General features: G+C 38.3%; 17 protein-coding genes. 3 read left to right on the top strand and 14 right to left on the bottom strand.

The features are described from left to right. Nucleotides 1-49 precede the first annotated feature (49 nt). Both IE867_RS00150 and IE867_RS00145 read right to left on the bottom strand, forming a co-directional pair. Complete coding sequence (locus tag IE867_RS00150) at nt 50-3073, bottom strand: efflux RND transporter permease subunit (RefSeq protein WP_192482750.1); 3024 nt, start codon at nt 3071-3073, stop codon at nt 50-52. Next, nucleotides 3074-4120, bottom strand: coding sequence for an efflux RND transporter periplasmic adaptor subunit (locus tag IE867_RS00145; protein ID WP_192482749.1), 1047 nt, complete (start codon nt 4118-4120; stop codon nt 3074-3076). 176 nt (nt 4121-4296) lie between these two features. Here IE867_RS00145 and folD point away from each other — a divergent pair, with 176 nt between their 5' ends. Further along, complete coding sequence (gene folD / locus IE867_RS00140) at nt 4297-5154, top strand: bifunctional methylenetetrahydrofolate dehydrogenase/methenyltetrahydrofolate cyclohydrolase FolD (RefSeq protein ID WP_192482748.1); 858 nt, start codon at nt 4297-4299, stop codon at nt 5152-5154. A 30-nt stretch (nt 5155-5184) separates the two neighbouring features. Continuing rightward, nucleotides 5185-5757: a tetratricopeptide repeat protein gene (locus IE867_RS00135; protein ID WP_192482747.1), complete on the top strand. Its 573-nt coding sequence runs from the start codon at nt 5185-5187 to the stop codon at nt 5755-5757. A gap of 195 nt (nt 5758-5952) precedes the next feature. On the opposite strand, the gene IE867_RS00130 is transcribed toward IE867_RS00135, so the two are convergent. The 4 genes from IE867_RS00130 to purF all read right to left on the bottom strand — a co-directional run bounded on the left by IE867_RS00130 (nt 5953) and on the right by purF (nt 10420). Next, nucleotides 5953-7533, bottom strand: coding sequence for a peptide chain release factor 3 (locus IE867_RS00130; RefSeq protein ID WP_192482746.1), 1581 nt, complete (start codon nt 7531-7533; stop codon nt 5953-5955). 174 nt (nt 7534-7707) lie between these two features. Next, nucleotides 7708-7908 carry a hypothetical protein gene (locus IE867_RS00125; RefSeq protein WP_192482745.1) on the bottom strand — a complete coding sequence of 67 codons (201 nt, stop codon included), beginning with the start codon at nt 7906-7908 and terminating at the stop codon, nt 7708-7710. A gap of 229 nt (nt 7909-8137) precedes the next feature. Beyond that, nucleotides 8138-8743 (bottom strand): tRNA-(ms[2]io[6]A)-hydroxylase, encoded by a 606-nt coding sequence (miaE, locus tag IE867_RS00120; protein WP_192482744.1) that lies wholly within the window; start codon nt 8741-8743, stop codon nt 8138-8140. Between the two features lie 165 nt (nt 8744-8908). Next, the gene (gene purF, locus IE867_RS00115; protein ID WP_192482962.1) at nt 8909-10420 is read right to left on the bottom strand and encodes an amidophosphoribosyltransferase; all 1512 of its coding nucleotides are present in this window, start codon (nt 10418-10420) and stop codon (nt 8909-8911) included. Between the two features lie 373 nt (nt 10421-10793). Here purF and adk point away from each other — a divergent pair, with 373 nt between their 5' ends. Next, nucleotides 10794-11465 (top strand): adenylate kinase, encoded by a 672-nt coding sequence (gene adk, locus IE867_RS00110; protein ID WP_192482743.1) that lies wholly within the window; start codon nt 10794-10796, stop codon nt 11463-11465. A gap of 210 nt (nt 11466-11675) precedes the next feature. Here the strand turns inward: adk and mutY are convergent, their stop codons facing one another. The 8 genes from mutY to IE867_RS00070 all read right to left on the bottom strand — a co-directional run bounded on the left by mutY (nt 11676) and on the right by IE867_RS00070 (nt 21495). After that, nucleotides 11676-12686 carry an A/G-specific adenine glycosylase gene (gene mutY / locus IE867_RS00105; protein ID WP_192482742.1) on the bottom strand — a complete coding sequence of 337 codons (1011 nt, stop codon included), beginning with the start codon at nt 12684-12686 and terminating at the stop codon, nt 11676-11678. Then, entirely contained in the window at nt 12679-13212 is a 534-nt protein-coding gene (locus IE867_RS00100; protein ID WP_192482741.1) for an adenine phosphoribosyltransferase, read from the bottom strand. The genes mutY and IE867_RS00100 overlap by 8 nt, the downstream gene beginning before the upstream one ends. A gap of 643 nt (nt 13213-13855) precedes the next feature. Next, nucleotides 13856-14263: a hypothetical protein gene (locus IE867_RS00095; protein WP_192482740.1), complete on the bottom strand. Its 408-nt coding sequence runs from the start codon at nt 14261-14263 to the stop codon at nt 13856-13858. Between the two features lie 197 nt (nt 14264-14460). Then, nucleotides 14461-16425, bottom strand: a complete 1965-nt coding sequence (locus IE867_RS00090) for a hypothetical protein (RefSeq protein ID WP_192482739.1) — start codon at nt 16423-16425, stop codon at nt 14461-14463. Nucleotides 16426-16660: 235 nt separating this feature from the next. Beyond that, entirely contained in the window at nt 16661-18532 is a 1872-nt protein-coding gene (locus IE867_RS00085; RefSeq protein WP_192482738.1) for a WD40/YVTN/BNR-like repeat-containing protein, read from the bottom strand. A 188-nt stretch (nt 18533-18720) separates the two neighbouring features. After that, the gene (locus tag IE867_RS00080; protein ID WP_192482737.1) at nt 18721-19728 is read right to left on the bottom strand and encodes a hypothetical protein; all 1008 of its coding nucleotides are present in this window, start codon (nt 19726-19728) and stop codon (nt 18721-18723) included. 318 nt (nt 19729-20046) lie between these two features. Continuing rightward, entirely contained in the window at nt 20047-20331 is a 285-nt protein-coding gene (locus IE867_RS00075) for a hypothetical protein (protein ID WP_192482736.1), read from the bottom strand. Between the two features lie 144 nt (nt 20332-20475). Continuing rightward, nucleotides 20476-21495, bottom strand: coding sequence for a hypothetical protein (locus IE867_RS00070; protein ID WP_192482735.1), 1020 nt, complete (start codon nt 21493-21495; stop codon nt 20476-20478). Between the last annotated feature and the right edge of the window lie 22 nt (nt 21496-21517).

Genomic DNA, 21517 nt, shown 5'->3' with positions numbered 1-21517 from the left:
TTCGACTTACGCTCAGCCAGCGCTTACATAATCAAAACAATCTCTTAAACTATCTATGTCTTATGGATTTTAGTAGTTGGTATGCCACCGGCACAATAAACAATGAAAACAGTGATCCTAATAATAACCCTGCAACAATAACCATACCGATTTGTTGGCGGGCATGCTCGCCTACTCCTGTACTTAGCAATAATGGAATAGCACCTAAAATCATTGTTGCTGATGTCATCAAGATTGGACGCAAACGTGTTGCAGCGCCTTTGATCACCGCTTCATTTAATGCTATACCTTTAGCTAATAGCTCATTAGAGAATTGTACAATCAACACACCATGTTTAGATACTAATCCTATTAAGGTGATTAAGCCAATATCTGTATAGATATTTAGCGTCCCTCCGATAAGTTTAAGCCCAAGCAAAGCACCAATCACACATAAAGGCACCGTGAGCAAAATAATAAATGGATCAACAAAGCTTTCAAACAGTGCAGCAAGTACCAGATATATAAACAAAAGCCCAGCAATAAAAATAATAATCATGCTGTTATTGCCTTCAAGCATATCTTTAGCATCCCCTTTAAATGCCAAACTTGTACCAGGCAATAGCTGCTCAGTAATTGCCTTGATTTGCTCGACCACTTGCCCCATTGAAGCATTTGGCTGCAAGTTAACACTAATCGACATCGCATGCATTTGGTTATAAGTTGTTAAATAAGGAATTTTCACCACCGGTGCGATGCTTACTAAACGCCCTAGCTGCACCCAGCCACCTGAATCAGTTTTGATATACAAACGATTTAAAACACCAAAACTCTTAAGATCACTTTTGGGTAACTGCACATAAATAGGGAAGCTCTCACCACCGGTCTCATAATCACGTGATAATTGCCAGCCGCCAAACATGATGTTTAATATGGTTTGAATATTAGCCGGATCAACATCCAACAAAGCGGCATTGGTATAGTTAATATTCATATCAAATTGCCCGCTATCCGCAGCACTACCTATACTTGCATAAGATATACTTGGCAGCTTTCCAAGCATATTGATTAAGTTTTCTGCTTTTTTATAAAGTGTTTGATAATCATCCATACTCAATAGATACATTTGAATATCGCCATCACCTGATTGATTACGACCTGATAATGGAAATACCCAACTGCTACCTTGTATGCCTTGAGTGTTTTTAATTATTCCATTTAACTCGCGCGCTACCTTATAGGCATTGGTGACTTGATCCTCTTTTAAAATATTCATTGAGAAACCTGATGTTTGCCCACTTTGTGTATCAACAAAGCCAAATGAATGATCAAATACCTTGCTCGGTAATTTGCTTTGAATCTCATCAAGTTTTTGCATGATAAAATCTGAGCTTGCATTGCTTTGCCCGACAATATTCACACCAACCACGCCAATGGTATCATTAGGCTGCAGTGCTGTAGGCATCGAGCGAAACAAACCAATCCCTGCAATAATCAAAATCACAAAGATAGCAATGACCCAAAAGCGGACTTGCAACACGAAGTAGAGTGATTTTTTATATGCTTTTTCACAGCTTGCAAACACTCTGGTAACAAACTTCTCATAGCGATTTTCTCTTGCATTACCCAAAGTATGTGCGCACATAGTAGGTGACAAAGTCAATGCCACAAAACCTGAGATTAAAACACTTGCAGCCAAGGTAAAGGCAAATTCACGAAAGAAAACGGCTGATTTATCATTCATAAATGCAATGGGGATGTAAACGGCAACCAATGTAATGGTCATGCCAATAATCGCAAAGCCAATTTCTTTACTACCTAAAATTGCTGCATCAAACGCATTATAGCCCTTTTGCATATAGCGGTAGCAGTTCTCAAGGACGACGATCGCATCATCAACCACAAGTCCTACGGCTAGCACAATAGCAAGTAATGTCATCATATTGATACTAAAGCCTAGCGGCCAGATAATCACAAACACGCCAATTAGACATACCGGCAAGGTAACGATGGGCACCAGTGCCGCTCTAAAGCGTCCTAAAAACAATAATGAAATCAATGATACTAAGATAATGGCTTCAATAATCGTCTTAATAACTTCATATAAAGAAGCTTTCAGTGAGGTTGCCACATTAAAGAGTACACTGGCTTTCATGCCCGGTGGCAATGAACCTTGCATTTGTTCAACGGCCTTTGCAACGGCATTAGCGACATCGATCGGATTCGCATCACTGGTTTGCGAGACATTAACCACAACACCTGGCTCACCATCAATAATACTGATTGAGCCATTGGCAAGTGATAAATTGCCCAAATATATTTTGGCAATTTGCTTTAAATAAATCAGCTTGCCATTATGCTTAGCAATAATCAGGTTTTCAAACTTGCTAATACTATCTAATGCACTATCGACATTAATCGTATAAGTGTTGTTATTAGTAATTAGTTGTCCCGCAGAGACATTACGATTCAATTGCTCTAGTTTATTGACAACATCAATGGCTGAGATTTTCAAAATCGCCATTGCTTTGGGATCAAGCTCTATACGTAGTGCGGAGCCTTCGGAATAAACTTGCACATCACCGACGCCTGGAATCTGTGCTAATTGTTTGGTAATCGTATCATTGATATAAGATGTTAAGCTTTCTGTTGAGCGATTGCTATCTTGAAAGCCGATAAGCATTACTTGCGAGCCATTACCACGCTGCTTAATCTGCGGTGTTTGTGCGTTTTGCGGTAGATCAACACCAGCAATATCACGCATCACTTCAGATTGTGCGGTAATGAATTTCTCTTGATCAATATTGCCAAAGTTCAGTTTAATCTGACTTTGATCTTGCATTGATGTCGCTTCGATATAACTTAGATTCTCCGTCCCTGAGATTGCGGCAACGAGCTGTTGGGTAACATCTTTTTGCACTACATCGGCACTTGCCCCTGGATAATTGGTTTGAATCATTAATACGGGTTTAAACACCGTAGGTTCAAATTGTAACTTAACATAACTAAAACTTAATAAACCACATAATACCAATATAGCATTAAGCACAAATGACAGTACGGGGCGTTTAATACAAATCTCAGGCAGCTTCATTTATTTCTCCACCTTAACGGCAACACCATCAGAAATATTACCCTCGGCAGAGACAATCACTTCTTGCCCTTTACTTAAACCTTCTAAAACACTGACATAACCTTTGTCAATTTGTCCAATTTGCACAGGTACTATTTTGGCTTTACCATCAACAATCACATAAACGATAAAACCACCACTTTGCGCGCTTAATGCACTTTCTGGCACCGCCAATACCGTATTCTTTTCTTTGATAATTTGTGAGATATAAACACTCATACCAGGATTTAACAGATTATCCGTGTTTTTAAATACAGCACGCACAGTAAAGGTCAAATTATCATCTGAAACATCTGGAGAGATATAATCAACCTTGGCATGAAAAACCTGCCCTGGAAATGCATCAACTTTAAAATCAACCGTTTGCCCAAGCTTAATACTACTGGCATAGGATTCCGGTAACGCATATTGTAATTGCAGATTCTCCTTATCCACTAAAGACACCAAGGTGTCTCCTGCTGAAACATAACTGCCTTTTGCTAAGGTCGTTAATGTCAAATAACCACTAAAAGGGGCTACAATTTTGGTATTGGATAACTGGTACAATGCGGCATCATATTGTGCTTTTGTCTGCATATAGCTTGCTTTGGCATTATCTAGCTCACTTTGTGACACCGCATTATTTTCTTTATATAAAGTATCTGTTCGCTTATATTGCGCCTCAGATTTTGTAAAGTCTGCCAACGTAGAACTTACATCTGCCATTTGTTTGGTATCATCTAGCGTCATCAGAAGTTGCCCTTCTTTAACATATTGACCACTAACAAAATCAATACTGTTAACAATTCCCGCAATTTGCGCTTTAAGTGTGACCGTATTTGGCGCAATCAATAAACCTGTTCCTTTAGCTGATAGTGGGATATTGCGCTCATTGACCGCTGCTACCATAACGCCTGTAGGTTCAACATGAAAACTCATCTCTTTTTTGGCGGTTGCTAGAAACACAAAATAAATAATGATCAACAATAAAATTGCTGTCACAATTCCGAAAATAATATGTTTTTTCATTCATTAATACCAATGATATAAAGCACTACCGCTTAAACTAGACGATCTTTTGGCGCGATTCAAGAACATTAATAAATGTTGTTTAAAATAACACGTGAATTGTCTATCATGTAGTACCAACTTAAGCCTATAGAAAAATAGAAAAAGTAAAAAAGCAGAAAACAGGAACCTATGCTATGGCACAAATTATTGATGGCAAAAAGAAAGCGCAAGAAATCAGACTAGAAATCAAGGCACAAGTTGATCAATTAAAAGAACAAAACAAACGTATTCCAGGACTTGCAGTAATTATTGTTGGCAATAACCCTGCCTCACAAATATATGTCAATAACAAACGTAAAGCCTGTGAAGAAGTTGGCTTCTTATCTTTAAACTACGATCTTAATGAAGACGTTAGTAACGATGAGTTATTAAACCTTATTAACCAGCTAAACAATGAGCCAACGATTGATGGCATATTGGTGCAATTACCACTGCCTAGGCACATCGATGCCGAAAAAGTACTTGAAGCCATTCGCCCTGATAAAGATGTTGATGGTTTTCATCCTTATAACATTGGCAAATTGATGCAGCGCAATCCACTGTTACGCCCTTGCACCCCCAAAGGAGTGATGACATTATTAGAATCGGTGATTGATAATTTTAAAGGCAAACATGCTGTCATCGTTGGTGCTTCTAATATCGTTGGTCGCCCCATGCTAATGGAGCTTTTATTAGCGGGCTCCACTGTCACCACATGTCACCGTTTCACTAATGATCTCACTGAACATTTAGCGCGTGCTGATATTGTGGTTGCAGCCGTTGGTAAACCGCACTTTATCAACGGATCTTGGCTAAAAAAAGGCGCTGTGGTCATTGATGTTGGTATCAATCGATTAGATGATGGTAGCATTGTCGGTGATGTCGATTTTGACAGTGCCTTGGAAAATGCCGCTTTCATCACCCCAGTCCCAGGTGGCGTAGGGCCGATGACCATTGCCACTTTACTAGAAAATACGTTATTTGCTTGTGAGTATTTACATAGCAAGGCATAATGATTCGCGAGAAGTTTGGAGCGAATATACATGAAGCTTATTAAAAATCATCTTTCAATTTGGATCGGTGCCATCGTTATTGTGTTGGCGATTATTTTAGGGGTGACTGCACTTTACCATAATAATGCACATGCCATTATCAGTAGTAAATTAGAAAACACATCTAAGGTTACCAATGACAAACCCAAAACAGTTAAAAGCTCAACAGATGATGAGCCTATTAATTACACACAACTAAGTCCAAAGGCTGCCTATGATAAAGGGGTTGAATACAGTAAACAAATCAGCCAATCAGGTGGTAACAATATCGATAAAGCAGTTGACTACATTCAGTACTCAGCTGCCACAGGATATGCAGAAGCACAATTTAAGCTTGGGCTTATGTACTTCCAAGGATTGGGCGTGCAATCAAACCCTGCTGTTGGCTTCTACTGGATTGAAAAGGCTGCTAAAAATGACTATGCTGAAGCACAAATTTATTTGGCATATATGTACAAGAAAGGCATTGGCGTATCAACCAATCTCTTTAAATCAAACTATTGGTTACGCCAAGCACGTGCTAATGGCATTGATTTGAGTTTAGATGCATTGCCATTTTTCTAAGCTAGAAAGCCCACGATAAAATGATTTATGATGAATATGAAGATTTTGTAAATTTTTTGTAAATATTTACAAAAATACCTTTCCATTATGCAAAAAGCTTAGTATAGTGGCGCTCTCTTTCGACGAGTTGCTAGTATCAACTTCCTCCCTCCTCCCTCCTTGAATAGATCTAGTGGCTCGTCGATTGTTTTCTTTTTAATGTTCCCTTGTAGCCAAAAACTGAATATCTGGATTGCGCTCTTGTGCCATTTGTAGATTAACACGCGTTGTTGCTAAATAGGTTAAGTGATCACCGCCATCTAGCGCCAAGTTATCTGCATATTTATTTTTAAATTGCTCAAGTTTTTTCTTGTCACTTGCCTCTACCCAACGAGATGCGACAACATTGACCTGCTCATAACTACACTTAACACCATATTCATTTTCCAAGCGATGGGCGACAACATCAAACTGTAGCACACCAATCGCGCCAAGAATAAGATCATTATTATTCAATGGTCTAAAGACTTGAGTCGCACCTTCCTCAGATAATTGAATTAAACCTTTCAAAAGCGCCTTCATCTTCAATGGATCATTTAAACGCACACGTCGGAAAAGCTCAGGTGCAAAGTTAGGAATACCCGTGAATTTAAGTATCTCACCTTGAGTAAAAGTATCACCAATCTGAATCGTGCCATGATTATGCAAGCCGATAATATCCCCAGGATAGGCTTCCTCTAAAGACTCGCGCTCGCCTGCAACAAAAGTTAATGCATTAGCAATCTGCACTTGTTTATTCATGCGCACATGCTGCAACTTCATGCCTTTTGTATATTTGCCCGAACAAATTCTAAAAAACGCCATACGATCACGATGTTGTGGATCCATATTCGCTTGGATTTTAAAGACAAAGCCCGTTAATGGCTCTTCACTTGCCTTTACTTCACGTATATCAGTCGTTCTTGGTGTTGGTGATGGCGCACATTCGGTAAAGGTGTCTAGCATCTCTTTAATACCAAAGTTACTCAATGCCGTACCAAAAAACACAGGAGTCAACTCACCGCGACGATATTTCTCAAGATCAAACGCGTGACTTGCCCCTTTGACAAGTTCCACTTCTTCTCTTAGCTCATCTGCCAAATAACCAATTTTGTCATCTAGTTCGCTATTATTAAGCCCTTTGATGACTTGATAGTCATGGATATGATGACCATGTCCCGTCTCAAATAAAATGACTTCATCATTATATAGATGATAGATCCCTTTAAACTCTTTACCTGAGGCAATTGGCCAAGTCATTGGTGCGCATTGAATATTAAGGACATCTTCAACTTCATCCATCAACTCCATTGGATCGCGTGTATCACGATCAAATTTATTGATGAAAGTTATAATTGGTGTTGTTCTTAAGCGACACACTTCCATCAATTTAATGGTACGCGCCTCAACCCCTTTTACGCCATCGATAACCATCAAAGCTGAGTCAACTGCGGTTAAAGTGCGATAAGTATCTTCCGAGAAGTCCTCATGCCCTGGAGTGTCTAATAGATTGACCACACAATCATTATAAGGAAACTGCATTACCGATGTGGTGACTGAAATACCCCGTTGCTTCTCAAGCTCCATCCAATCAGATGTTGCATGACGACCTGATTTTTTACCCTTTACTGTACCTGCTAATTGAATTAGATTTCCAAATAACAACATCTTTTCGGTTAACGTAGTTTTTCCGGCATCCGGATGCGAAATAATCGCAAATGTGCGTCGCTTATTCAGCGCCTGTAGAAATTCAGACATTATTTTTCCTCAAAAAATTCAAAAAATTAAATTCAAAAATACTTTGCTCTTGTAAAAGAGCAAAGCCTACCTGTTTTACTGATAAATGTAAAAACTTTATGAAAAAATTAACGCATTAAAGACTACATTGGCAACTCAACTATTCTTAGGATTACTAACAGATCATATTCTAAATTAATGTTTATGTTCAATGATTTTATCCACTTCGGTAAAACTTATTTTCTTAACACCAAAAGGCATATCGATCATGACATGCTCGGCTGAGATATGTTTAAGCACCCCAACATAACGAATATTATGTGATTTAACCGTCACAATACTTTGTTTATTATACATATCAAACAACCATCGCTTGGTCTTATCATTTATCTGCATGATTGTCTCCTCCATACATAAGATATCAATATCGTATTTATACCCGTCACAAACCACTTTGCAAAAAACACCGCAAAATGATTACGATGGGTATACAACGAAAAGATATCCCATAAGCTTGAATACAAACTTACTTTTTGTTTTCTCTCTTAATCTTGATAATGATAGATAGGAACTGACGAAAATACAATATTCAAGAAAGCAACTTTAGCCGAAAAAAACGTGGATCTTAAATCCCACTATGGAAACGAAACTCAGTATCAGGTGACTCTATCAGCTGCTTTTCTACTGCAGCAAAGCGCTTAATATGGTGCTTGATATCATCGGTGGCAAATTGTTGTGCAAATTTAAGATAAATAGTGAAATGACGCTGCTCTGATGCTAATAATCCCAAATAAAATTTCTCTAGCTCCTCATCTAAAAAAGGCGCGATAGCACCAAAGCGCTCACACGATCGTGCTTCGATAAAAGCACCAATAATAAGTGTGTCAACAAGACGTCCTTCCTCTGACGTGCGCACATGCTTTTTTAGCTCTTTGACATAGCGCGACTCTGACAATAGACGATATTCAATATCGCGCTTTTTGAGAATGCTTAGTACCTGTTCAAAGTGCACTAACTCCTCGCGAGCAATCTTTGACATTCTAAGCAAAAGCTCTGGATACTCAGTTGACTTGCGATACATAAAGCTAATAGCAGCAGATGCTGCCTTTTTCTCACAATGCGCATGATCTAACAGTAGGATATCAATCGATTTAAGCGCTTTATCTATCCACGCTTTGGGGGTTTTGCATGGCAAAAACGTATCAATTGTTGCTTGATTAAAATAATTCATTCTAAAAACTTACACTATCATTCTGTTTTAATTTCAGGCTTAATCCCTTCGACTTACGCTCAGGGGACCACTCATATTAAGTGCCTAAGCAATAGCTTATTGGTAACAATGGATATTCGGGTCAAGCCCGAATATGGCAACTTAATTGTTAGTCATAATCTCATGTTATTCTTGATTATGCATATCAACAGCACCTAATTTTGATGACGTATTTTCTACTTGTTGTTTACGATGATTGAGTAATGCTTCAAAATAATGCTCATCAATTCCACCGGTAACATATTTGCCATCAAACACTGAGGTATCAAAATACTGCAAGTGTGGCGCCTGTTTACGTACAGCGGCAACTAAATCATCGGTTGTTAGATAAAATAAATGATCCACGCCAATCCACTGACGAATTTCATCAATACTACGATTGTGACCAATAAGCTCATCATGCGTTGGCATATCGATACCATAAACATTAGGGTATTTGACCACAGGTGCCGTTGATACGATTGAGACTTTACGTGCACCCGCTTTTCTTGCCATCTCAACAATCAATTTTGATGTATTACCACGCACAATAGAGTCATCAACCAACAACACATGCTTACCTTTAAACTCATGATCAATGGTATTGAGCTTCTTGCGAATAGATTTCTGGCGCGCTGCTTGATCTGGCATGATAAATGTGCGTCCAACATAGCGATTTTTGACAAAACCTTCACGATATGGCACATCTAAAACGCGTGACAATGGCAATGCAGCATGGCGCCCTGAGTCAGGCACAGGAATCACTACATCAATATCATGCTCTGGCAATTCAGCTAAGATGTTTTTGCCGGCAATGCGTCCCATCTCTAAGCGCGCACTGTAAACAGACGCCCCATCAATCACAGAATCAGGTCGCGCTAAATAAACATATTCAAAAATGCACGGTGATAAGCTAGCGTTCGGGGCGCATACTTTGCGCGTAAGCTCACCATCAAGAGAGATAAAGATCGCCTCACCGGCACCTAAGTCACCAATCACCTCATAACCATCACAGTCTAATGCAACGGTTTCAGAGGCAACCATATATTCTTTTTTGCCATCGACTTCCTTTACACCCAACACCAAAGGACGAATGCCATGCGGATCACGAAAGGCAAATAAACCAGCGCCCGCGATCACACCAACAACGGCATAGCCACCAATACAACGTTGATAAAGCTTGGTTAATGCATTAAAAAAGATATCGGTTGAAAAGTTTGTTAATGAAACTTCTGCTTTGTGTAATTCTGAGGCCAATACATTAAGTAAAAGCTCCGAATCTGAACTCGTATTAATATGACGAAAGTCATGCTCCAACAACTCTTTGCGAATTTGCGTGGTATTAATTAAGTTCCCATTATGTGCCAAGGCAATGCCATAAGGTGAGTTGACATAAAAAGGTTGTGACTCAAAAACACTATCTGATCCTGCGGTTGGATAGCGCACATGACCAATACCTAAATTGCCTTGCAAGCGCTCCATGTGACGTGTACGAATCGCTTCAACGACAAGCCCTTTATCTTTGCGTAACGACATATGATAACCATCACAGGTCAAAATACCTGCGGCATCTTGCCCACGATGCTGCAACATCGTCAACGCATCAAACAACTTTTGATTTGCAGGCTCATGCCCAATAATCCCAACAACACCGCACATAGTTCTCAATCTTCTTGCTGTTTTAAGACCGCGTCATTTTATACTACTGATATATTCATCACAAACCATTTTGCAGTATTTCTTATTTGCAAATTTAGTAATAGCTCAAGAGTAAATTTTATAAGCTAATACCTCTCCCCTTGTGGGAGAGGTCGTGCAGCTTAAGCTGCGCGGGTGAGGGGGGGGGCAAACGTTAAGCGCAGTCGAAGCCTTTATACGTTTATCATTTGCATATTTACCCTTCGACTCACGCTCAGGGTACGGTAACGATAAACGGATGAAAATTTAAACCTAACCAATTTTTTAAAAGACTTTTAAACCATTTCTTTTTATCATAGAGCCACACTTTATTTTTACTTTTAATGGAAAACATATGAACATTATTCTTCTAGGTCCACCAGGGGCTGGTAAAGGCACACAAGCAAAACGTATTGAAACACAATTCAATATTCCACAGATCTCCACAGGTGATATGTTGCGAGCAGCGATCAAGTCAGGTTCTGAAACCGGTATGAAGCTAAAGAAAATATTAGATGCTGGCGAGCTTGTTTCTGATGATTTTATTATGCAAATCGTTAAAGAGCGTCTATCGCAAGCTGATTGTAACAATGGTTTTATGCTTGATGGCGTACCACGCACATTAGGGCAAGCCGACGCTTTTAAAAAGCTTGGTATTAATATTGATTTTATTATTGAGATCACTTTGGATGACAATATCATTATCAAACGCATGTCAGGCCGTAGAATCCATGAGGCATCAGGTCGCACCTATCACATTGACAATAACCCACCCAAAGTGACTGGCAAAGATGATCAAACTGGTGAAGACTTGATTCAACGCGAAGATGACAAAGAAGAAACGGTTAAAAATCGCTTAAATGTCTATCATGCGCAAACTGCACCATTGATTGAATACTACCAGCATTTTGATACAGCAGGCACCAAGCTTAAAAGGCCTACTTATGTTAAAGTCGATGGCAATCAAAGTGTTGATACAGTGACCAAAGAGATTTTCCAAGTGCTTAGCCAGCACGCAACTGCCTAATGTTACATTTCATCCAATTACGCACTTTTTTCTAATATGCATCTGCATCACTTGTTAGGGCTATGACCACATTCCTGACTACTTTTATTGCGTAAGCGTTGGCTGAGCGTAAGTCGAAGCCTCTATGAAGTGTAGTTACCCTTCGACTGATGCTCAGGGTACGGTGAGCATACTTTGGTGTATTAGGTGAATATTTAGCCTTAACCCTTGTTAGCAAATCAGATGCTTTGCCAATGGTGCCGGCAATGCATACTCCTTTATATTATCTTTGCTCACCCAATAAGCATCATCAACTGTTGCTTTCCGAGTTAATTGATACACTTTGATATCATAATAAAGCTCGAAATGGGTAAATATATGCTTTTGCTCTTCACATAGCATATGACTATATTCACCAATGTTTAACGCAGACTCTGGTAATGCATACAACCCACCCCAGATACCTTTGTTTGGTTTTTTGATCAGGAGCAGCTCATCTTGATATTGATACAAATGAAACACTGCTGATTGAACTGGCTTTACCTTTTTTTCTTTTTTTCGCGGATATTGATCAACACGCTCACTGGCAAAACTCAAACAAATACCTTGCAATGGACAAAGCCCACACTTTGGCTTAGTTCGTGTACAGATTGTCGCCCCCAAATCCATTTGTGCTTGTGTATAATTTTGTGTTTTGTTTGTTGGCATAAGTGTATACGCCAATTGCCATAATTTTTTCTCAATGACGGCACCTGATAACACTTCATCAATAGCAAAAACACGTGCAAATACGCGCTTAACATTGCCATCCATAATCGGTGTTGCTTGCTTAAATGCAATTGATAAGATCGCATGTGCAGTTGATCGACCAATGCCGGGTAATCTTAATAAATCATCAATATTATTAGGCATTACACCATTATATTTCTGATATACAACTTGCGCTGTTTTGTGCAGGTTTCTAGCACGCGCATAATAACCAAGCCCTGCCCAATATTGCATTACCTCATCTTGATTTGCTTGCGCTAGATCACTGATATGCGAAAATCGATCAATAAACTTGAGAAAGTATGGAATAACCGTTTTGACTTGTGTTTGTTGTAACATAATCTCAGACAACCACACATGATAAGGATTAAAATCACCTTGCCATGGTAAGTCATGACGCCCATATTGATTAAACCATGCCAGTAACAATTGATGATATTGTAAAACGTCAAAATGAAGTTTAATCTCAGTCATATTGAACTAATGAATCAATAAAGATATCTTGCGGCATTTTATCACGTCCATTGAGTCCATTAAGCTCAATCACAAATAATGAACCCAAAACATTGGTTCCAGCTTTTCTAACCAACTCAACACAAGCACTCGCGGTACCTCCTGTTGCTAATAAGTCGTCTACCAACAATACTTGATCATTGTTAGAAAAAGCATCTTGATGCACTTCTAATCTATCAGCACCATACTCTAACTCATATTCACAGGCATGTATCGCGCGTGGTAACTTACCAGGCTTACGAATTGGCACAAAGCCAATTGATAAATGCTTTGCTAACGCCACACCAAAGATAAACCCACGACTCTCAGGCCCTGTAATAATTGTGGGCTTTAAGCCTTTTTCTTTGATGCGCTCAGCCATAAGGCTTGCCGTTTGCGTTAGACCATCGGCATCTGCCAACAATGGCGTAATATCACGAAATAAAATACCTGGCTTTGGAAAATCAGGTACAGCGGTAATTAAAGATTCGATTGTTTTAATACTCATTATTTAAAAAGGTTTTTCTCTGACATAGATTGTGTACATGGTAGCACGTTGATGCGAATGTTGTCATTTAACATTTAAAAATCTAGCTTGTTACATTCGCGAATTGAATTGAATTAAATCACTTGCTGACATACCAACCATAATTTGCAAAAATTACTTGTGCATCGGATACTTTGAAATAGTTGCCATTTATCCCCTAACTCTTCTAAAGTTTTAAACCACATATACCCACCGTAAATACTTGGCGATGGGTATATCGCGCACTCCCCCGAGAGCTTAACCCCAGAATTATCATATATCCCATACCATAATCAAAACCTTTCAATGTACATACGTCAACACCCATGTACACTTATCATTATGCAGCAATCACACCATACAATGAAAATACCAAATCATACAAAATAATTCCGCCCTAGCTTGGCAAATCTGATCTGTTTAAGCTAGGACAATCAATTATAAAAGTATGATCACTCATTATCACTCCAAAAAATATGTCCATTGCAAAAGATAAGTTGTTTGCTCAACAGAGGAATTACCAAAATTTCTGAAATAACTTAAAGACAATAAATTCTTCAGCGTCAAATAATAGTTTGCTGGTATCATTGATACATGACTCACAGCCTTTGTATTTAGGTAACTTTTAATTTGATTCACTCGAACACGTAATTTCTGTCATATCATTTAGCTCATAGTGCTTTCCAACAATGATTGCCGCAAAATAGCCACCTTGGCCTGTTAATGTGACAGGCTTTTGATTCATCATTGCTGCAACACCCAAAGCATAAACAGATCGACCTTGATTACTATTAAAATCAATGTGTTTATAACTATAATATATCTTGCAAGCTTCACCATTTGGCGTTTTCGAAACACTTACCTTCCACATATTCCATGATCCAATACTAGACATAACGTCACCATTTGAATCTATGGTTTCAGGCGTTTCAATCCCAACAATATATACATTTTTTGCCTGAAATACATCATCGGCAATTGCAGTAGTAAAGCTTGCAACAGCTAACATAGCTGTACTTAGTAATTTTTTCATTTATTTCTCCAGAATAACTTGCTTTTTTGTTTACTTTTCACACCATAAGCACCCGCAAGTTATTATTATGTTTAGTTGCAGCAAAGATGCTTAGGTGCTTAGGTGCTTAGGTGCTTAGATGCTTATGAATAGTTTTTTTTGATTTTTAAAACATCTAGACTTATAGCGCTAAAGTTGCGTTATCTTTACAATCAAAATCATTCTGAAAACGCATGGTACCCTGTAATAACTGTATTTTTTGTAGGATCTTCAATACAAGAATTTACTTCTTTATAGTCTGTGCCGCCTACTGCATAAATCTGCAGACAACCATAGCCACTTATTAATCCATTAGAGCTCGACGTGTATATGCTATCTATAGATAACTCTTCACCATCTTGAAGTGGTGAAGTATACACCACAGAATCACTCCAACTCAACACCCTATCTTCAAAGGGTGACATAAAAGTCGCAATAAAGCCGTATTGACTTGCATTAATGCTCTCCATACTTTGCGATTTAAGAAAACCTATGACTTCATTATTAGCACTTATATTTGCATTTCTCCCCCACATTCTCACTTTATAAGAAGATGATTTTTTTTCGGGTGTTAACAGTGCAAATGAGTTATTTGTTGAGCTAATAATAGGGTTTAATTCTTTTGAGCTAGAACCCTTTTCAGGCGTTACCGTAAGTATAGAGCTTTGATCAATATCTCCCCAAACCTCTGCACGATAGCTACTATCTGGTTGCATATCCACCACCAAGAAAGCATTCTCTGCTGCAAAAATTTCAGGCATTTTATAGCTTTGAATATTTGGAGACTGAACACTTTCTAACCGCCCCCATGAGAGAATTTTATGCTGATTAGAAGTACCTCCCGCCACCTGTTTAAGCGCAGTAAATGAGCTTGAGCTTGCTGTAATATTTCTAATATATGAAGCATCAAGGGGAGGCGTCTTACCACCTTCATCTTCATTGCCCCAGCTAACGACAGTAAGATTCCCCAACAGTACAGTAAACGCACTTCTTGTTGCATATACCGCAATGGCATGATTATCAGCGATTGCATCCTTAACATCTTGTGGCATCACACCTCCTGCCTCCTTAGCACCCCAAGCATAAACACGATAATCTTTAGTTAAAACAGCATAGGCATAGGGAGCATTATCAAGATCACTACCGCTTCGATACACTGCTCTGACATTATTTTTAAGATGCTCTAGTTCATCATGCGATAACGGAGGATACGATAATTCACCATCTTTTGGCTTAGCTACTTTAAGCTCCCCACTCGTATTGACAATGACATATTCATCAATCCCTGGATAAACAGCTGCAACACCTTCTTTGATAAATGCTTTATTTTCTGCATCTCTGAAATTAGTACTCTGCATTCCGCCACCCCATGCAATAAAGGTACCAACACCATCATCTAGTAAAGCTGCTAAAGACGCTTTGTTTGAGTACAACTGCTTGACACCATGGTCTTCAAAATACCTTATATACGTACCTAACATATCCGTTACTGCACTATTTCCACCTTGTTTTAATTGCCCATTGTCATCAATATAGGCATAAGCATCGTTAGCAGTCGATGCAAAATATTTATCCTCAAAATTATTCAATGAATTAAATCCATGGTTAGCGCTTTGATTTAGCCAGCTTTTAGAAAAGACAGTTTCTGGAATACCATCACGGTGATGCCCTATATAGATAGATGTTGTTTCTGTCGAGCCTGCGACATTACCAGTACCACCTGATGATCTTGGCGTCACTTTTAGTGTAAGAATACCCCCTCTTTTACTCTGAATATAATCGCTTCCCAGATTAATGCTACGAAGACCGGCAGCTGAGCTTAGATATTCACCATTAAAGTACCAACCATATGCAGAAGCACCTTCCTCATTTTCAAAGCTATCATAATATTTATACTCTGCACTAACTAAAATGTCCTCACCTAACTCTGGTGCTTTATTTCCTGAAGTCACTAGCATAAGGTCTTCGATATAAACAGTACCTCTTGTTTCAGATTTCTCATCAACAGTTTTTGTTAACACATGACGACTTTTACCCCTTTCATCTGATTGGGAAATAACTTCTTGTGCTGTCAACAAGTCAACACATAATACTCCACCAACTAATCCCATTGATAGATATCCTATTAAACAATTACTCTTCATTCACTTTCCCCATTCAAATAATACAACATAAATCTAATAGCAACCCTCGGCTAATCCGAGGGTACTTGAGCGGCAGAACCGCTATACAACTTTGTTATGTGGTTAACACTTCACGTTTTAAAGCGAGCGAATAAATACTCAATTTATTTAATTTCAATGCGCTCACTGGCTCTCAATGGGCTTTCTTTAATCACATCAACCAAGCATAGGCTCATACAAACGTTTATGAACACAACTACCAAGAACGATAAAAGGCAGGGCAGGCAACACCAACAGGCGCAACATTCAGGAAACAATCAAGATTAACCTGTTGAAAAGTTGCCATTTCATTTTCATTTTTTATCCCTAACACTGGATATCGACCATCTTTTGATAACGCTGTTGCTGTAACTGTGAACTTAGGAAATACGGCAGAATATAGATGACCGAATGCGTAGATATATACGACATCACAACCATCACTATTTGTAACACTTTGATCCGCTACCACTTTACACGCTGGGTGGGACGTTTTGTCAGCATATTCATTCACAGTAAACAACGTCACATCTGCTGATGATGATGTGTTTATAAACTGGACGCTATGAAAGTCGTTACCCACGCCTAAGGACATTGGTTTGAATGTATGTCCACTATCCCCAGAATAATAAAGCAGAGGATCTGGCACCTTATGGTCATCATCACTTGCAAAGCCTACATATATTTTTGAACCATCATCTGACATGGCAACGCGTCTCGTATCAAAGTAAGCATAATCAATGTCTGATAAATCATTAATAACCTCCCAGGTCATCCCTTGATCTAACGAACGGTAAGCAAAACTTTTATAATATGGATCATCTGTAGTAAATTCCCCCACCATCCTAGCCCCACCTAGCAAGAGAACATCAGCATCATTTGAGACTAAAGACATCGTTAGAGAATAGCCCAATGGTAACGATGAGCCATTACCATCGATACTAGTGAGCCTATGATTAATAGACTTCCAATCCTTGCCATAGTTCGTTGACAGATAGACATAGTGCTGAGCTGGCTGACCTAAGTCATCACCCACAATTGCTCCAGGGCTAATAACGCCTGAAGAAACCAACATTATCCTGCCATCATCAGACATATCCACATAAAAAGCATAAACTTTCGTGCTAGGCATTTGCAATTTAAATGATTTAAATGACATGCCATAATCAGATGATAAATAAATCGTATCATCACCATTAAAAAAATCATTAAATGCTAGCATGATGTATTTACCATCTGCCGACATTACTGCACCATCACCGTGAAGATCACCTGAAGAATAATCACGATAAATAGTGGTAACATGCCATGTTTTGCCATAATCTCTCGACATATATACATTAACATTGTCAGACTCTCCTTCTTTAGGTACTGATGTAACAACCATCACACTCTGACCATCTGGTGATATTTTGTGCGACTCAACAATGAAATTGTCGTCACTATCTAGATCCAAAGTCACATCATCCCATATGTTTCTTGATTGATCATAAATATAAACATCATGATCAGTACTACCAATAGCATAGTTTCCATCTTGTGAAGTTGAAATCAATAGAGGATATGTCTCGTAATCGTCGCTAGATGAATAACGATATTTATCAGGCTCCTTAACGACCATTGCAGATGACAAAGTAACATCATCCACCACACCATCTAATGCGACCTTAAGCTGATGTGGACCAATAGCCGTCTCTTTATTTGAGCGAATGGTAAATGTAACAGGCTCCCCCAGTTTAACCTCTGCCTGAGCATTTCTTGATGATAATGTTGCTATGCGCAGTTTCTGCACATCTTTAATCTCTTGCCTTGCATCAATTAGCTCTACTTTCACATAGGTTTCATCACCCCCTATTTTACTAATGGCAGGTAAAGCAGCGGTATTAATCGTCAAATGATGTTCAACAGAGGATCTATTTGAAGCAACAAATGTCAGATCATCTGCAATAAAAGCCTGTGACACGCTCTTCTCTAACACTGTCTTTTCTCCATCAATTTTTTGACTGCAGCCACTTAACACTGCAATCATCAGTACTGTAATCAATACAATAACGCAGTGATGGTATGCCTTTTTAATACCGCACCTCATAGCAAAACCCTTCTTAAATAAATCACATTCAAATTAATCATTACAATCCTGCAATAATGGCCAAAAAGTAATAAAGGTAAAATATAAGCACCTAAGTAAATGTTAATTTTTCTAAACCTATTTATTTTAAATAGGTTAGATCATGAAAATGCCTGATAACATATGTACAGGCAGTTAGATATTTAAGGCTACTTTTGAAGCTTACACATCACATATTGATGCGTTGTATCAAACACAGAAAATTCATCCCCAAGGTTTATACTACTATCGCCAGTACCAACCGATTCACCAAAATACACTGCACTATACATCGTAACCTGTTGATCGTAAATGTGAGACACTTTTGAATTGCTGATATAATTATTCTTATTAGCAGGCCAACCATAATCACCTGAAAGCGTCTTGCCTTCTAGAGCCAACCATTCAGCTAAATATTTAAGATCATTCACAGTTGGTGTTGTCATCGTTTGACCATTTAATTTTAAACCGGCACAAAAGGCAATAGGATCAACGACATCTGCTGATAACAGTGCTCTCGAGCTATCATCACCATATACATAAGACATTGAAACCCAATCCACACCATCTTCTTTTGCCGTCCCATCATAACTTGGTATTGGAAAATCAGCAGGTGCATTATTCATACGCTCTACACTTAGCGGCGAACAAAAATAAGCTTTATTTGTTTCAACACAGTCTTTATTAAAGGCATATGGCGTGTAGTTAATCTCAACATCCACTGGATTACCTGCCCCCCCTTTTTTGGCAAACACCACTTGATAGCTAATCCTGTCTCCTAACTTTACACTATCCAAGATATTTGTATTTAGATCATTTAGATCAAAAATAGACTGTATGACGTGAGAGTCACCACTAACTGATTTAAATTGAGCTTTTCCAAGCACTTGTGCGTTAGCTGAATTTCCAGCCGATTCTCCTCGAGGATTTAAATAATACGTTACAATTGTCTTCTCAAGATCGAAAACTACACCTTCTTGACCTATTGCCTTCATGGTTATTTTAGAATTTTTATCAAAACTACCATCAACATATGGACTCAGACCCGTGCCACCCTCTTGAGAAAAACTAATTGGCTCGTCCGCCATAAAGCGCTCATCTTTTGAGCCCGTGTTTGCCTGAGATAATCCAGCACACAATAAAGCCGCTGCAAAAACACTACCACACTTATTTATCATAAACAACCTCCAGAATAACTTGCTATTTTGCTGTTTTTTGTTCTATTTCCACATCAGAGATACCTGCAAGTTATTACTATGTTTTAGTTTCAGCAAAAAGTTTCCCCGTTGAGTAGCCAGTATTATATTTGCAAAAATCAGCCAGTCATCAAACTAAATAATACTACCTGTGACAGTTTCTTAACTTTAAAGTACAAAACAATTCATTCCCAAAAGTATATCTACTGCAAAAGATAGGTTTTTGCTCAATCGATTCAATGATAGTTACCGCGATATTGCAGAACGCTTTGCCTTTAGGGGGCGGTCGGATTAAACTAGTTAACACCATGCTTTATACAAAAAATTGATTGAGTCTATTTCATTCTTTTTTATTTCAGTTAAAAAGTTTCGTTGCGTTGCCACTTGTGTCATGCTGTTTGCCAAACTCAGCTTATAGCGACGAGTATACTTTCTAACCGTGGTAACTTTAAAACCAGTGATATTTGCAACCATTTTATAGGTCAGACCATCTTGAGCAAACTTAAACAATACACATTCAATTGATTGCTTATATTTCTCCTCAACGAAGACCTTAAAACTCACCCCATATTGATTAGCTATCATAATTTAATTCTCAATTATCTTCACCATTTACATGACTTTTTCACACTAAAACTATGCAGCAATTGCATAAAAAAACAAAAAGCCAATTCACACTAAATCATTCTTCATCTTCCGGTATAGTCTTCACTCACCCTCTAATATCAATTATGGCCATTCTGGTGTAAAGATAAGATCAAAAGAATCACTATACTCCCCTGGGTTTGGTGGATTCTCAGCGATCACTTGCATATCAAAGTTATATAGATTTGGAATGTTCTTTAGCTTAAAATTCTTATCATCTGGTTTAATTTCAATATTATCAAGCTTCACCTGATATGCCCATTTATCTCTACCATTGCTTAAATGACATGCATTATTGTGATTACTATTACAGTTTAGCTGTACCCTATAATTGACTAAAGTACCTTCATCAACATTCGATGTATGCTTAATGTGTGTTTTGCTGTGATAGGTTGTATTATTGGAGTCATATGGGTAATCAGGCACAAGTCTTAGCTCATCATTAGCCACTAAAAATTCATGCTTTAGAGGAATTTCCAGGCTCTGTATATTAACCATTATTTGATCCAGATCATTACCATTATCATTTCCAACACCCACCAAAAAGCTCCCTGAATAGTTACCTGCAGGTAAGTCTTGATTGTAATCATATCCATTGCCACTTACTACAGAGACATGAAGTACACTTCTCATATAATCAGGATCTAGGCAGTAAGGATGGACTTCAGGGCTACAATAAGAGGTTGGATCGACTCGACTAACGTTGCCGCCATGATCATGCAACCCTTCATTCAAAAGATGAACTACGATGTTATATTTTTTGTGATTATATTCATTAATAACTTCTACCAATATCAAACCCCATGGGTAAGCATCGTAATCGTTTAATGTGTTACCTATAGGCTGTGAATATCCAGTGTTATCAGCTTTTACACTAGTAGGGTCGTCAAACAGAAATGATTCATGATAATTATTGTTGATAATACTCCCATCTTTTTTAACAGTAAAACCAACCGAATGACTAAACTCAGGAACTAAATCAGATGTTGAATAATTGGTGTTAAATTTTTTAATAGTGATTGCCTCAACCGCACTCGCTGTATTGAACATTGGTAAGAGACTAAATACACAAAGATAAAACCTAAAATAATTATGAATATACATAAAAAGCCCCTACTATAATATA

This window comes from Cysteiniphilum marinum (assembly GCF_014857925.1).
Classification (GTDB): Bacteria; Pseudomonadota; Gammaproteobacteria; order Francisellales; family Francisellaceae; genus Caedibacter; species Caedibacter marinus.
Note: the sequence above shows the minus strand (reverse complement) of the source record. Positions and strands in the feature narration are given on the sequence as shown.

Bases quoted from the DNA above. Each gene is read 5' to 3' on its own strand.
- IE867_RS00100 (WP_192482741.1), bottom strand. From the start codon at position 13,212: ATGAGTATTAAAACAATCGAATCTTTAATTACCGCTGTACCTGATTTT.
- IE867_RS00090 (WP_192482739.1), bottom strand. From the start codon at position 16,425: ATGAAGAGTAATTGTTTAATAGGATATCTATCAATGGGATTAGTTGGT.
- IE867_RS00080 (WP_192482737.1), bottom strand. From the start codon at position 19,728: ATGATAAATAAGTGTGGTAGTGTTTTTGCAGCGGCTTTATTGTGTGCT.
- folD (WP_192482748.1), top strand. From the start codon at position 4,297: ATGGCACAAATTATTGATGGCAAAAAGAAAGCGCAAGAAATCAGACTA.
- IE867_RS00145 (WP_192482749.1), bottom strand. From the start codon at position 4,120: ATGAAAAAACATATTATTTTCGGAATTGTGACAGCAATTTTATTGTTG.
- adk (WP_192482743.1), top strand. From the start codon at position 10,794: ATGAACATTATTCTTCTAGGTCCACCAGGGGCTGGTAAAGGCACACAA.
- IE867_RS00085 (WP_192482738.1), bottom strand. From the start codon at position 18,532: ATGAGGTGCGGTATTAAAAAGGCATACCATCACTGCGTTATTGTATTG.
- IE867_RS00125 (WP_192482745.1), bottom strand. From the start codon at position 7,908: ATGCAGATAAATGATAAGACCAAGCGATGGTTGTTTGATATGTATAAT.
- miaE (WP_192482744.1), bottom strand. From the start codon at position 8,743: ATGAATTATTTTAATCAAGCAACAATTGATACGTTTTTGCCATGCAAA.
- IE867_RS00070 (WP_192482735.1), bottom strand. From the start codon at position 21,495: ATGTATATTCATAATTATTTTAGGTTTTATCTTTGTGTATTTAGTCTC.
- IE867_RS00135 (WP_192482747.1), top strand. From the start codon at position 5,185: ATGAAGCTTATTAAAAATCATCTTTCAATTTGGATCGGTGCCATCGTT.
- IE867_RS00130 (WP_192482746.1), bottom strand. From the start codon at position 7,533: ATGTCTGAATTTCTACAGGCGCTGAATAAGCGACGCACATTTGCGATT.
- IE867_RS00075 (WP_192482736.1), bottom strand. From the start codon at position 20,331: ATGATAGCTAATCAATATGGGGTGAGTTTTAAGGTCTTCGTTGAGGAG.
- IE867_RS00150 (WP_192482750.1), bottom strand. From the start codon at position 3,073: ATGAAGCTGCCTGAGATTTGTATTAAACGCCCCGTACTGTCATTTGTG.
- purF (WP_192482962.1), bottom strand. From the start codon at position 10,420: ATGTGCGGTGTTGTTGGGATTATTGGGCATGAGCCTGCAAATCAAAAG.
- IE867_RS00095 (WP_192482740.1), bottom strand. From the start codon at position 14,263: ATGAAAAAATTACTAAGTACAGCTATGTTAGCTGTTGCAAGCTTTACT.
- mutY (WP_192482742.1), bottom strand. From the start codon at position 12,686: ATGACTGAGATTAAACTTCATTTTGACGTTTTACAATATCATCAATTG.